The following is a 12,362-nucleotide window of genomic DNA, read 5'->3' as shown; positions in this document are numbered from 1 at the left end:
TTCAGCGGCCCTTGAAGCTGGGGGTGCGTTTTTCCATGAAGGCGGAGACGCCCTCGCGGTAGTCCTCGCTGCGACCGGCCAGGCGCTGCAGGTCGCGCTCCAGCTCCAGCTGCTCGTCGAAGCTGTTGTTCAGGCTGGCGTTGAGGCTGCGCTTGATCAGTGCCAGGCCGTAGGTCGGCTGGGTGGCCAGGTGGCGGGCAAGCTTCAGGGCTTCCTCGCGCAGGTTGGTGTCATCCACCACCTGGTAGATCAGGCCCCACTGCTCGGCCTGCTCGGCGGAGAGGCGATTGCCCAGCAGCGCGAGCGCCTTGGCGCGGGCCATGCCGACCAGGCGCGGCAAGGTCCAGGTGCCGCCGGAATCGGGGATCAGGCCGATCTTGCAGAAGGCCTGGATGAAGCTGGCCGAGCGCGCCGCCAGCACCAGGTCGCAGGCCAGCGGGATGTTGGCGCCGGCGCCGGCGGCCACGCCGTTGACCGCGCAGATGACGGGCAGCGGCAGGTCGCGCAGGGTGCGGATCAGCGGGTTGTAGAACTGCTCGATGGACTGGCCCAGGTCGGGCACCTCGGCGCCCGGCGCGACGTTGCGGTCGGACAGGTCCTGTCCTGCGCAGAAGCCGCGGCCTTCGCCGGTCAGCAGCAGGACGCGGGCTTCCGGACTCTGCCGGACCTGCTTGAGCGCCTCGCGCACTTCGCCGTGCATGGCGGCGTTGAAGCTGTTCAGCTGCTCCGGGCGGTTCAGGCTGAGGAGGGCGACGCCGTCCTCGATGGAAAACAGGATGTGCTCGAAGTTCATGGGCGGACTCGCTCCATCAATGGGCAGGCTTTTGCCAGAAAAAGAAAGTGGGCTCGCTCAGCGGCCTTGGTAGGTGGCTTTGCGTTTTTCCTGGAAGGCGCGGATGCCTTCATCGCGGTCGGCGGTGCCGGCCAGCAGGGTGAAGGCGTGGCGCTCGAAGCGCAGGCCGCTGGCCAGATCGGTGTCCTGGGCCTTGAGCAGCGCTTCCTTGGCCAGACGCACCGCCAGTGGCGCCTTGGCGGCAATGCTCCCGGCGATCTGCAGGGCGCGCTCGACGGTGAATTCGGGTTGGGTGACCTCGCTGACCAGGCCGGCGCGCTGGGCGTGGCGGGCGTCGATGGCCTCGCCGGTGAGCACCATCTGCATGGCCAGCGGCTTGCCCACGGCGCGCAGCAGGCGCTGGGTGCCGCCGGCGCCGGGCATGATGCCGAGGTTGATTTCCGGCTGGCCGAAGCGGGCATCTTCGCCGGCGACGAGGATGTCGGCGTGCATGGCCAGCTCGCAGCCGCCACCCAGGGCGAAACCGTTGACGGCGGCGATCAGCGGTTTGGAGAAGGCGGCGATGCGCTGCCAGTAGCCGACGCGCGGGTCGTTGAGGATGCCGACCAGGTCGCGCTCGGCCATTTCCTTGATGTCGGCGCCGGCGGCGAAGGCCTTGCGGCTGCCGGTGAGCACCACGGCGCGGGTTTCGCTGTCCTGCTCGGCGGCGTCGAGTTCGGCGGCCAGTTCGCCAAGCAGTTCGGTGTTCAGTGCGTTCAGCGCCTCGGGGCGCTGCAGGGTGATCAGGCGGACGCCCGGCAGGGGTGTCGAGATGACGAGGGTACGAGGCATCTGCATATCCTCAGGCTGCACGCACGGCATCGCTGGCCGGCTCATTGTTGGAATCGCGGGTATGGCCTGCGCGGTAGGCGGAGGTCCCCCGGGTTTTCCGCAGTATATGCCTAAAGCGATACAAAACATCAAGCATGAAATGTATTTATGTGTCTCATATTGGGCGGTTTTCGAAATCGTCTCGTGGAGTGGATTTCAAGTTGTAGGCCAGTAATTACAAGGATTTGTGCCAGGGTTGCCGTTTATCGGTAGCTCTGGCAATGGGCATTGAAAGCGATACGGTAGGCGGTGCTTTCATGTTTCAAAATGATGTGATACAAAATTCGAGGGCAAGTGGATCGCTTTGCGAAATATCGCGTCCCTTGCGTGCATCGCCACAACTACCAGAAGAGGAATCCCCCATGTCGTCCGCCGCCCAGGCCGCCGCCCTCGAACTGTTCGAGCATCACCGCGCCACCCTCGAGCGCTCGGTGGAAGCCATCACCCGCCGCGATTACTGGTCGCCCCACGGGGAGAGCCTGAAGCAGTATCCGGAGGAGTCGGTGAAGGGCGCCCAGTCGGCATTCGAGGGATTGCTGAACCGCCATTTCGAACTGCAGGGACCGCAAGCCGTCGGCCGCATCGGCAGCGAGCGCTCCCCCTATGGCTTCGACCTCGGCGTGACCTATGACCAGTACGACGCCGAGCAGCTACTGGCCCGCCAGCAACAGGCCCTGCCGGCCTGGCGGGATGCAGGAGCGAAGGCGCGTGTCGGTGCCTGCCTGGAGATCGTCCAGCGCCTTGCCGCCCTGAGTCCGACCATGGCCCACGCGGTGATGCATACCAGCGGGCAGGGCTACATGATGGCGTTCCAGGCTGGCGGCGCCCATGCTCAGGACCGCGCCCTGGAAGCGCTGGCCTACGCCTGGCGGGCCATGGCCGAAGTGCCGGAAACGGCCCGCTGGAGCAAGCCGCAGGGCAAGGCCGAGCCGCTGGCGCTGGATAAGCGCTGGCATATCGTCCCGCGCGGCCTGGCGCTGGTGATCGGCTGCGCCACTTTCCCGACCTGGAACACCTACCCAGGCCTGTTCGCCAGCCTGGTCACCGGCAACCCGGTACTGGTCAAGCCGCACCCGGCGGCGATCCTGCCGGTGGCGATGAGCGTCAGAGTGGCCCAGGACGTTCTCGGCGAACTGGGCTTCGATCCGGCGCTGGTCAGCCTGGTGGTGGATAGCGCCGAAGCTCCGGTCAGCCAGGTGCTGGCCCTCGATCCCCGCGTGAAGCTGGTCGATTTCACCGGCTCCAGCGCGTTCGGCAACTGGCTGGAAGACAACGCCCGCCAGGCCCAGGTATTCACCGAGAAGGCCGGCGTCAACAGCGTGATCATCGACAGCGTGCGCGACCTCAAGGCCGTGGCGCGCAACCTGGCCTTCAGCCTCAGCCTGTATTCCGGGCAGATGTGCACCACCACCCAGGCCATCTACGTGCCGCGCGGTGGCATCCGCGCTGGCGAGGAGCACGTCAGTTTCGACGAGGTCGCCCAGGCGCTGGCCGGGGCCGTGCGCAGCTTCCTTTCCGACAACGAACGCGCCTGCAGTGTGCTCGGTGCGATCCAGTCCGAGGCGACCGCCGAACGCATCCTGGCCTGCCGCGAGCTGGGCGAGATCCTGCTGGACAGCGAAAGCCGCGAACACCCGCAGTTCCCCGGCACCCGCGTGCGCACGCCGCTGCTGCTCAAGGTGGATGCCGCCGATCGCGCGGCCTTCGGCGAAGAACGCTTCGGCCCGATCGCCTTCGTCATCGCCACCGATGACAGCGACCACAGTCTGCAGGTGGCCGGTGAACTCCTGAAAGAGAAGGGCGCCATGACCCTTGGCGTCTATTCCACGGACGCGGAATTCCTCGATCGGGCCGAAACCTTTGCCCAGGACGTGGCGGTGTCGCTGTCGGTGAACTTCGACGGCGGCGTGTTCGTCAACCAGTCGGCGGCGTTCAGCGACTTCCATGCCACCGGCGGCAACCCCACGGCAAACGCTTCGATCACCGATGGCGCCTTCGTGACGCGGCGCTTCGTGGTGGTGCAGAGCCGCCGCCATGCACCGCTGGAGGGCGTCTGAGATGCCGTGCTACAGCCTGGACGGGATGACCCCGGTGGTGCATCCGAGCGCCTATGTCCATCCGACCGCCGTACTGATCGGCGACGTGATCGTCGGCCCGGGCTGCTATGTCGGCCCGCTCGCTGCATTACGGGGTGATTTCGGGCGGATTGTCCTCGAAGAAGGGGCGAACCTGCAGGATACCTGCGTGATGCACGGCTTTCCCGACAGCGACACGGTAGTCGAGCGCCATGGCCATATCGGCCACGGCGCGGTGCTCCACGGTTGCGTCATCGGCGCCGACGCGCTGGTGGGGATGAATGCCGTGGTGATGGACAGGGCGCGGATTGGCGAACGTTCCATCGTTTCCGCCGCCGCCTTCGTCAAGGCCGGCTTCGAATGCCCGCCGCAGAGCCTGGTGATGGGCGCGCCGGCCGGGGTGAAGCGTGCGCTGAGCGACGAGGAGGTGGCCTGGAAGCAGCGCGGCACCCGCGAATACCAGGAGCTGACCCGGCGCTGCCTGGCGAGCCTGGTGGAGTGCGCGCCGCTGGCGGAGGTGGAGGCGGACCGCCCGCGCATGGGTGACTCGGGGTTCCGCCCGAAAGGGAACAATTCCCTATGACCACAGGGGTTCACACCAATGGCAAGGCGACCCGGCGGGCAGGTATAGTCGAGCCTTTGTTCGCGCCCAGCCAGACCATGACTGCCCTTGCACCGCTGAACCAACTGATTACCCGCTTCCAGGAACAGACGCCGATCCGCGCCAGTTCGCTGATCATTACGCTATACGGGGATGCCATCGAACCCCACGGCGGCACCGTCTGGCTGGGTAGCCTGATCAATCTGCTGGAGCCCATCGGCATCAACGAGCGGTTGATCCGCACCTCGATCTTCCGCCTGACCAAGGAAGACTGGCTGACCGCCGAGAAGGTCGGTCGGCGCAGCTATTACAGCCTTACCGGCACCGGCCGGCGGCGCTTCGAGAAGGCCTTCAAGCGGGTGTACAGCTCCAGTCTGCCGGCCTGGGATGGTGCCTGGACCCTGGTGATGCTCTCCCAGCTGTCTGCGGACAAGCGCAAGCAGGTCCGCGAAGAGCTGGAATGGCAAGGCTTCGGCGCCATCGCCCCGACCGTCCTGGCCTGTCCGCGCGGAGACCGCGCCGACCTGGTGACGACCCTGCAGGACCTGGACGCACTGGACGACAGCATCATCTTCGACACCCATGCCCAGGACGTGCTGGCCTCCCGCGCCATGCGCCTGCAGGTGCGCGAGAGCTGGAACATCGACGAGCTGGCGAGCCACTACAGCGAGTTCATCCGCCTGTTCCGCCCGCTCTGGCAGGTGTTGCGCGAGCAGGACAACCTGCAGCCGGCGGACTGCTTCCTGGCGCGTATCCTGCTGATCCACGAATACCGCCGGCTGCTCCTGCGTGACCCGCAGCTGCCGGACGAACTGTTGCCCGGCGACTGGGAAGGGCGTGCCGCGAGACAACTGTGTCGCAATATCTACCGGCTGATCTTCGCCAAGGCCGAAGAGTGGCTGAACAGCAATCTGGAAACCGCCGACGGTCCGTTGCCGGACGTCGGTGAAAGCTTCTACCGCCGTTTCGGCGGATTGAAGTGAAGTTGGCCTGAAATGTGCCTTGGCCTGTGCCACCGATCGGTGGCGCGGGCCAAGTGATCGGTCCAGATATCGATCAACGTCGATCCGCCCATCGAGGTGGACGCTGATAACAACAAGAACGCGCGAGGCTTTGCTGGTCATGAATACCTCAACCCAAGCGCGCGGCGATGCCTTCGAGGCATGGCTTGCGCGGATCAACCAGGCATGTGGGCGTTTCGCCGCGCATCCCCTGGGGTCGGAGTTCAGAAGCGAGCTCAAGGAGTTTCAGGGCGGCGCCATCAAGTTGAGCCAGGTCGAACTGGCCCAGATCAACCTGTACCGGACCAGCAAGGAAATCGCGGCCGGCGGCAGCAACAACTATTACGCGGTGTTCCAGCTCGACGGCCGATCGCGCCTGGAGCAGGGTGACAACCGCGTGGAGCTGTCGCGGGGCGATATCACCCTGATCGACGCCAGCCAGCCGAGCAACATGACTTACCTGGAAAAGGCCCGTCAGGTCTCGCTGATCGTGCCGCGCCAGGTCTTCGAGCGTGCGCGCATCACCACGGTGAACTGCGCGACGCGGATTCCCGGCAGCGCGCCGATCGCCGCGCTGGCCAGCGGCATGGTCGGCGAGATCAGCCGCCACGACGGGATCGGCATGCAGGAAAGCGAAGCCACCCTGGACGCTCTGGTCAGCCTGTTGCGCCCGGCCATCAGTGGCCAGGAAAGCGAGTGCGACAGCCATGAGCGGCTGTTCCGCAAGTCGGTGTCCTTCATCGACGAGCACATCAGCGCCGAGGAACTCTGCCCGGAACTGATCGCCCGCGAGGTCGGCGTTTCCGTGCGTGGCCTGTACCGCATGTTCTCGAAGAAGGGCATGGTCGTTGCCCAGTACATCAAGAACCGCCGCCTGGACTTCTGCGCCGAGTCGCTGCGCAACGCACACTTCGAGCAGAAACTGTCGGCGCTGGGGTATGCCTGGGGCTTTTCGGATTCCAGCTACTTCTCCACGGCGTTCAAGTCGCGCTTCGGGGTTTCCCCGGGCGAATACCGCAAGCGTTACGCGCAGTAGGGCGTACGACCGTTCGCGGTTGTACGCCGATACACCGGTATCATCGCCTGCGCTGAGGCCGAACCGGGCCGCCTGATCCGACGGCCGATCCCGAGCGGGGTGAGGCCAAGGCCAATCGGCGTATAACGCAGAGCGTTATACGCCCTACACCGGCATCATCGCCTGCGCCGCTGTTGACTCCGGCATCCCGCTTCTTGGCACCCCCGCCAAACCAACTGGCACACAGAACAAGTCCTGCCTTTCCGGCTCCGGTAACAATCCCCCTCGTTAAGCGCGAATCCCTCGTGCGTGCCGGTACGGTTTCCCAGGCCGGCCTGACTGATTCCGAGGTGGGACCAGATGTCTTTCCACAAATCCCTCAAGGCCGCTGCCGGCGCACTGTTGTTGGCGCTGGCCGCCACCCAGGGCGCTGTCGCCATGGCGGATACCTGCCCGGCCGCCGAAGCCGAGCAGGGCCAAAACGTATTCGCCCGCGACTGCTCCGTCTGCCACTCCGCGCAGAAGGATGGTCCGGGAATGATGGGCCCCAATCTGCACGGCGTAGTCGGCCGCATGTCCGGCTCGCTGGCTGGCTTCAGCTATTCCGAGGCCATGAAGACCAGGGGCGCCGCCTGGTCCCGCGACAGTATCGATGCCTTCATCACCCAGCCCCAGGCCGCGGTGCCCGGCACCTACATGCCCTTCGCCGGCCTTGCGGACTCCGCCGAGCGCCGCGCCGTGACCTGCTGGCTCAGCCAGCAACACTGACCCTTTTTTCGAACGGGCCATCGCGCCCGCTTCCAGCCAGGAGTGAACATGAGCTCGACTGAAATCCTGCCGCAGGTAAGCGCATTCCTCAGCCGCCGCCACGGCTGCTTCATCGATGGTGCCTGGGTGGTGCCAGAAGGCGCGCGCACCGACGTACTGAACCCGGCCACCGGCCAGGCCATCTCCAGCGTCGCCGACATCGACACCGACCTGCTCGACCGTGCGGTACAGTCCGCCCAGGCCGCGTACAAGTCGCGCGTCTGGGCCGACCTGCGCCCGGCCGACCGCGAGCGCATCCTGCTGCGTTTCGCCGACCTGGTGGAAGCCAACGGCGAGGAGCTGGCCCAGCTGGAAACCCTCAGCCAGGGCAAGTCGATCAACATCTCGCGCATGCTCGACGTGGGCGCCACCGTCGAGTTCATGCGCTACATGGCCGGCTGGGCGACCAAGATCGAAGGCCAGTCGCTGAACGTCTCCATCCCGTTGCCGCCGGGGGCCAGGTTCACCGCCTACACCCGCCGCGAGCCGCTGGGCGTGGTGGCCGGCATCGTGCCGTGGAACTTCCCGCTGATGATTGCCGTGTGGAAGCTGATTCCGGCGCTGGCCACCGGCAACAGCGTGGTGATCAAGCCCGCCTCGGAAACCCCGCTGACCGCCCTGCGCCTGGCCGAACTGGCCTTCGAGGCCGGCGTGCCGGCCGGCGTGTTCAACCTGGTGACCGGCGACGGCCCGCGCATCGGTGGCGGCCTGGCCAGCCACAGGCTGGTCAACAAGGTCTCCTTCACCGGTTCCACCGCCGTGGGCCGCAGCGTCGGCCTGGCCGCCGTGCAGAACATGACCCGCTTCGCCCTGGAACTGGGCGGCAAGAACCCGATGATCGTGCTGGCCGACGCCAACATCGACAACGCCGTGCAGGGCGCGCTGCTGGGTGGCCTGCTGAACAACGGCCAGGTCTGCGCCGCGGCCTCGCGCTTCTACGTGCACCGTTCGCGCTACGACGAGTTCGTCGAGAAGCTGGCCGCCGCCGTGGCCGGCATGAGCCTGGGGGAGGGCATGGACCCGACCGCGCAGATCAACCCGCTGGTGTCTGCCAAGCAGCAGCGCAGCGTGCTCGACCATATCGCCCGTGCCGGCGAGCAGGGGGCGCGCATCGTCTGCGGTGGCGAGCAGGTCGGCGGCAACGGCTTCTACGTGCAGCCCACCGTGCTGGCCGATGTGACCATGCAGATGGCCGTGGCCCGTGACGAAGTCTTTGGCCCGGTGCTGGCGGTCCTGCCGTTCGACGAGGACGACCAGGCCATCGAGATGGCCAACGACAGCGAGTACGGCCTGGGCGCGAGCCTGTGGACCAACGACCTGAACAAGGCCATGAACCTGGTGCCGCGCATCGAGTCCGGCACCGTGTGGGTCAACGCCCACGTGCTGCTCGACCCGAGCATGCCCTTCGGCGGCGTCAAGCAGTCGGGCATGGGCCGCGAATTCGGCCGCGCCGTGGTCGAGGCCTATACCGAGATCAAGTCGGTGTGCATCGCGCACTGATTGATGGTGAGAGAGCAACACCCTCGTTTAGCAGCGGGCCTTCGGGCCCGTTTTTTTTGTGTGGATGAACGCTGCGAGAGCGCTCCATGGGCGCGATCGCGGCATGGCCTGCCGCTGCTGTCACCGCGACCCGCCGTCGTAGGATGGTGTGGAGCGAAGCGATACCCATCGTGGCGGAGAACGCTGCGCGTTATTCGCCCTACAAAAGCATCGTGGCCGTGGCTCGCGAGCAAGGACTGGGCGCCCCTGTCGCTCCTAGGAAAAGCGGTTTCCAGAGAAATATCCGCACCCTCCGGAGCACCCCTCCAGGGGGCCGGATGCAGGGGCAAGACCTTTGGTTACTTTGCGTCGTTTGGCAAAGTGACTCGCCCGAGGGGCGAAACAAAATCTCCCAACACACACCGAAGCGACGCTGAACACCCGAACAAAAACCAGAATCATCGCTCCTACAGGAGTACTCGCAGCGCTCAGGCCAACGGCAAGGTAAAGCAGAACATCGCCCCACTGGGCTCGACGTTCTGCGCCCAGATATCCCCTCGATGACGGCCGATGATGTTCTTGCACAGCGCCAGGCCGATGCCGTTGCCGCTGACCTTGGAGCTGAAGAAGCCGTCGAACAGCTTCTCCCGCGCGCCGGCGTCGATGCCGCGGCCGCGGTCTTCCACGCAGAGCCGGGCCATGCCGTCGCTGATACCGGTGTGCATGCGCAGCACGCGTCGCTCGGCGGGCAGGTTGGCCATTTCCTCGATGGCGTTGAACGCCAGGTTGAGGATCACCTGGCCGATCAGCACCTTCTCGCAGCTTACCCGCAGCGGCTCGGCGCCAGGTTCCATCTCCAGGCGAATCCCGGCGTCCTGCGCCTTGAGGCTGATGAAGTAGCGGGCTTCATGCAGCAGGTCGTTGAGGTCGACCACCTGTTCCGCCTGCTCCAGCTTGACCACATATTCGCGCACGCTCTTGATGATCAGCGAGGCGTGCTCGATCTGTCGTACTGCGCTGTCCAGGCCCCAGGCCACCGACGGTTCGACCTCGCCCTGCTGGGCGAGTCGGATGCTGGTGCCTTCGATGAAGTTACGGGTTGCCGCCAGCGGCTGGCTCAATTCGTGGGCGATGGCCACGGCCATCTCGCCCATGGCGTTGTAGCGTGCCAGGTATTCCAGCTTGCGCTCGCTCTGCCGGCGCGCTTCCTCGGCGCGTACCTGTTCGGTGACGTCGCGAAACAGCAGCAGGTGGCCGACCAGGTCGTCCTCGATTTCGATATAGCGGCAGGTCGCATGGTGCCAGCGCCATTCGCCGTCACACCGCTGCAGGTGGTAATGCATGCTGTACGGCGCGCGGTCGGGCGGGTCCAGCGCCAGGCGCGGGGCCAGGCGCTCGCGTGATGGCTCGTCGCACCAGGCGAGGAAACTCTCGCCCAGCAGCGCGTGTTCGTCGCCTTCCAGCAGGCGCGCGGCGGATTCGCTGAGGAAGCGGATGTCGCCGCCGGGGCCGAGCACCGCGACGCCCTCGGCCAGATCCTGCATGAAGGCGCGCAGGCGGCTCTCGGTGCGTTTCAAATCGCGCTTGACCTGTTCTTCGCGGGAGATGTCGCGGAACTGCACCATCAGCACGTCGCGCTCGGCCAGGTGGACCAGGGTGGCGACCGCCTCGGCGAGGATTTCCTCGCCCTGCTTGGAGCGATAGCACCACTCGATGGCGCGCTGGCCGGTGCGCGCCGCGCCTTCCAGCCAGCGCAGGCCGACCGAGCGGCGGTACTGCGGCGCGTGCTTGGTCATGTCCGGCGCCTTCAGCGGGATCAACTCCTCCAGGGTGAAACCCAGCACCGTCAGGGCGGCGCGGTTGGCCCAGAGGATCTCCTTGGTCTGCGCATCGTGCAGGAGGATGCACAGCGGCATGGCTTCGATCAGTTGCTGGAAGTCTTTCTCGGCGGGCTGCATGGCGTGGCTCTCGCGGTGTACCCGCCCGTTATACCCGAGTGGGCATCGGGCGACGCTTGGAATTTACCGTCGCGGGGCTAGGGGAATCCCTTAGTGACCGGGCTGCACGCCCCAATAGAGGGGCCTCGGCCGGGCTCCCTACACTGGTCCCAATCGCCGCCCAAGCGGTATGGCCCAGAACGAAGAACAACAACGGAGATGACGCCCATGCTGAGCCCAGCCGTCGCCGCAACAGAAGCGCCCCGCGAAGCCGTCGCGGACTTCGAGCAGGTTCTCGACGAGGTGCGCCAGCGCCGCCAGGAGTTCGACCTGCGCAGCCACGTCCCGCGCGACATGATCGAGCGCTTCAAGCAGGTCGGCATCTATCGCTCCGCCACCCCGAAATGCTTTGGTGGCTCGGCGATGCCGCCGGCCGAGTTCCTGCGCCTGATCGAGCGCATCTCCGAAGCCGACGGCTCCGCCGGCTGGGTCGCCAGTTTCGGCAGCGCCAGCACCTACCTCGCCGCGCTGCCCAGGGAAAGCCAGGCCGAGCTGTACGCCAAGGGCCCGGACCTGGTGTTCGCCGGCGGCCTGTTCCCGCTGCAACCGGCCGAGCCGGTGGAAGGCGGCTGGAAGGTCACCGGCACCTGGAAGTTCGCCAGCGGCTGCAAGGGCGCCGACGTGCTCGGTGTCGGCATCGGCGCCGCCGGCCCTGGCGGGCGTCCGCGCACCGCGCTGCTGCCGGCCAGCCGTGTGGAAATCGTCGAGAACTGGGACGTGGTCGGCCTCAAGGGCACCGGCAGCCACGACCTGCGTCTGGACGGCGCCTTCGTCGAGGACCGCTGGACCTTCATCCGCGGCGGCGAAGCGACCATCGACGAACCTCTCTACCGCTACCCGACCATCGCCTACGCCGCCCAGGTGCTCGCCGTGGTCAACCTCGGCCTCGGCCGCGCCGCCCTCGACGAAGTGACCCGCATGGCTTCCGGCGGCGGCATCACCGGCGCGCCGAAACTGGCCGACCGCGCCTACGTGCGCATCGAGGTGGGCAAGGCGGAAGCCGACCTGCGCGGCGCCCGCAGCTTCTTCTATGACGCCACCGAAGAAGTCTGGGCCTCCATCCTCGCCGGCAACCCGGTCACCCCCGAGCAGGTCAGCCTGCTGCGCCTGGCCGCCGTACACGTATCCCGCGCCGGCGCGGCTGCGGTTCAGCGCGCCTACAGCCTGGCCGGCACTTCGGCGATCTACCTGGGCAACCCGCTGCAGCGCTACCTGCGCGACTCCATGGTGGTCACCCAGCACGCCTTCCTCAGCGACGGCATGTACGACGGCGCCGGCGCGGTGTTCCTCGGCGTGCCGCCGATCCCCGGTTACCTGTAACCGCCTACCACGAGATCAAGGATTTTCAGCATGACCCAAGCCACCCAGGAACCCTTGCGCGTACTGTTCTGCATCGGCATCACGCAGAACTTCTTCGACCTACCCACCGGCGAAGGCCTCGCCGTGTGGAAGGGCTTCAGCCAGATGATGGGTTCGCTCGGCGCGCTGCCCGGCGTGACCGTGCTCGGTGCGCTGGATGACGACCGCCTGATGGTCGGCGCCTCCACCACCTCGCCGTGGACCGTCTACATAATGGCCGATGTCGACTGCCACCAGACCGTGATCGACGCCTGCAACCTGTTCCGTACCACCCCGGTGAACGAATACAGCCTGTGGAAGTACGCCAAGGTCGAGGCGCGCATCGGCCGTCCGCTGACCATTCCCGAAGCCGCGCGGACCTGAGC

Annotated in this window: 11 protein-coding genes; 8 read left to right on the top strand and 3 right to left on the bottom strand. The window is 66.4% G+C overall.

Annotation, left to right across the window (positions count from 1 at the left end):
• Position 1: 1 nt before the first annotated feature.
• Together paaG and paaF are read right to left on the bottom strand one after the other, a co-directional pair.
• Positions 2–793 carry a 2-(1,2-epoxy-1,2-dihydrophenyl)acetyl-CoA isomerase PaaG gene (paaG, locus tag ACAW63_RS20060; RefSeq protein ID WP_371228070.1) on the bottom strand — a complete coding sequence of 264 codons (792 nt, stop codon included), beginning with the start codon at positions 791–793 and terminating at the stop codon, positions 2–4.
• 57 nt (positions 794–850) lie between these two features.
• The gene (gene paaF, locus ACAW63_RS20055) at positions 851–1,624 is read right to left on the bottom strand and encodes a 2,3-dehydroadipyl-CoA hydratase PaaF (protein WP_371228068.1); all 774 of its coding nucleotides are present in this window, start codon (positions 1,622–1,624) and stop codon (positions 851–853) included.
• A gap of 401 nt (positions 1,625–2,025) precedes the next feature.
• On the opposite strand from paaF, the gene paaN reads away from it, so the two are divergent.
• From paaN to ACAW63_RS20025, 6 genes are all read left to right on the top strand, one after another.
• Positions 2,026–3,720 carry a phenylacetic acid degradation protein PaaN gene (gene paaN, locus ACAW63_RS20050; protein WP_371228066.1) on the top strand — a complete coding sequence of 565 codons (1,695 nt, stop codon included), beginning with the start codon at positions 2,026–2,028 and terminating at the stop codon, positions 3,718–3,720.
• Between the two features lies 1 nt (position 3,721).
• Positions 3,722–4,321: a phenylacetic acid degradation protein PaaY gene (gene paaY / locus ACAW63_RS20045; protein WP_371228064.1), complete on the top strand. Its 600-nt coding sequence runs from the start codon at positions 3,722–3,724 to the stop codon at positions 4,319–4,321.
• 77 nt (positions 4,322–4,398) lie between these two features.
• Positions 4,399–5,322: a phenylacetic acid degradation operon negative regulatory protein PaaX gene (gene paaX, locus ACAW63_RS20040; protein ID WP_371228062.1), complete on the top strand. Its 924-nt coding sequence runs from the start codon at positions 4,399–4,401 to the stop codon at positions 5,320–5,322.
• Between the two features lie 139 nt (positions 5,323–5,461).
• Positions 5,462–6,376 carry a transcriptional regulator FeaR gene (feaR, locus tag ACAW63_RS20035; protein ID WP_371228060.1) on the top strand — a complete coding sequence of 305 codons (915 nt, stop codon included), beginning with the start codon at positions 5,462–5,464 and terminating at the stop codon, positions 6,374–6,376.
• 339 nt (positions 6,377–6,715) lie between these two features.
• Positions 6,716–7,123, top strand: a complete 408-nt coding sequence (locus tag ACAW63_RS20030; protein WP_371228058.1) for a cytochrome c family protein — start codon at positions 6,716–6,718, stop codon at positions 7,121–7,123.
• 48 nt (positions 7,124–7,171) lie between these two features.
• Positions 7,172–8,662 carry an aldehyde dehydrogenase family protein gene (locus ACAW63_RS20025; protein ID WP_371228056.1) on the top strand — a complete coding sequence of 497 codons (1,491 nt, stop codon included), beginning with the start codon at positions 7,172–7,174 and terminating at the stop codon, positions 8,660–8,662.
• Positions 8,663–9,129: 467 nt separating this feature from the next.
• On the opposite strand, the gene ACAW63_RS20020 is transcribed toward ACAW63_RS20025, so the two are convergent.
• Entirely contained in the window at positions 9,130–10,599 is a 1,470-nt protein-coding gene (locus ACAW63_RS20020; protein WP_371228054.1) for a PAS domain S-box protein, read from the bottom strand.
• 207 nt (positions 10,600–10,806) lie between these two features.
• On the opposite strand from ACAW63_RS20020, the gene ACAW63_RS20015 reads away from it, so the two are divergent.
• Positions 10,807–11,958, top strand: coding sequence for an acyl-CoA dehydrogenase family protein (locus ACAW63_RS20015; protein ID WP_371228052.1), 1,152 nt, complete (start codon positions 10,807–10,809; stop codon positions 11,956–11,958).
• A gap of 30 nt (positions 11,959–11,988) precedes the next feature.
• On the top strand, positions 11,989–12,360 hold the full coding sequence (locus ACAW63_RS20010; protein ID WP_207887365.1) for a hypothetical protein: 372 nt from the start codon (positions 11,989–11,991) through the stop codon (positions 12,358–12,360).
• The last annotated feature ends 2 nt before the right edge of the window (positions 12,361–12,362 follow it).

It is taken from the genome of Pseudomonas sp. QE6 (assembly GCF_041379005.1).
GTDB lineage: Bacteria > Pseudomonadota > Gammaproteobacteria > Pseudomonadales > Pseudomonadaceae > Pseudomonas.
The sequence above is the reverse complement of the archived record's forward strand: the minus strand, read 5'-3'. Positions and strand labels throughout refer to the sequence as shown.

What these genes read in the sequence shown, in the direction of transcription:
- paaG (WP_371228070.1), bottom strand. Translation starts at nt 793, where the DNA reads ATGAACTTCGAGCACATCCTGTTTTCCATCGAGGACGGCGTCGCCCTC.
- paaF (WP_371228068.1), bottom strand. Translation starts at nt 1,624, where the DNA reads ATGCCTCGTACCCTCGTCATCTCGACACCCCTGCCGGGCGTCCGCCTG.
- paaN (WP_371228066.1), top strand. Translation starts at nt 2,026, where the DNA reads ATGTCGTCCGCCGCCCAGGCCGCCGCCCTCGAACTGTTCGAGCATCAC.
- paaY (WP_371228064.1), top strand. Translation starts at nt 3,722, where the DNA reads ATGCCGTGCTACAGCCTGGACGGGATGACCCCGGTGGTGCATCCGAGC.
- paaX (WP_371228062.1), top strand. Translation starts at nt 4,399, where the DNA reads ATGACTGCCCTTGCACCGCTGAACCAACTGATTACCCGCTTCCAGGAA.
- feaR (WP_371228060.1), top strand. Translation starts at nt 5,462, where the DNA reads ATGAATACCTCAACCCAAGCGCGCGGCGATGCCTTCGAGGCATGGCTT.
- ACAW63_RS20030 (WP_371228058.1), top strand. Translation starts at nt 6,716, where the DNA reads ATGTCTTTCCACAAATCCCTCAAGGCCGCTGCCGGCGCACTGTTGTTG.
- ACAW63_RS20025 (WP_371228056.1), top strand. Translation starts at nt 7,172, where the DNA reads ATGAGCTCGACTGAAATCCTGCCGCAGGTAAGCGCATTCCTCAGCCGC.
- ACAW63_RS20020 (WP_371228054.1), bottom strand. Translation starts at nt 10,599, where the DNA reads ATGCAGCCCGCCGAGAAAGACTTCCAGCAACTGATCGAAGCCATGCCG.
- ACAW63_RS20015 (WP_371228052.1), top strand. Translation starts at nt 10,807, where the DNA reads ATGCTGAGCCCAGCCGTCGCCGCAACAGAAGCGCCCCGCGAAGCCGTC.
- ACAW63_RS20010 (WP_207887365.1), top strand. Translation starts at nt 11,989, where the DNA reads ATGACCCAAGCCACCCAGGAACCCTTGCGCGTACTGTTCTGCATCGGC.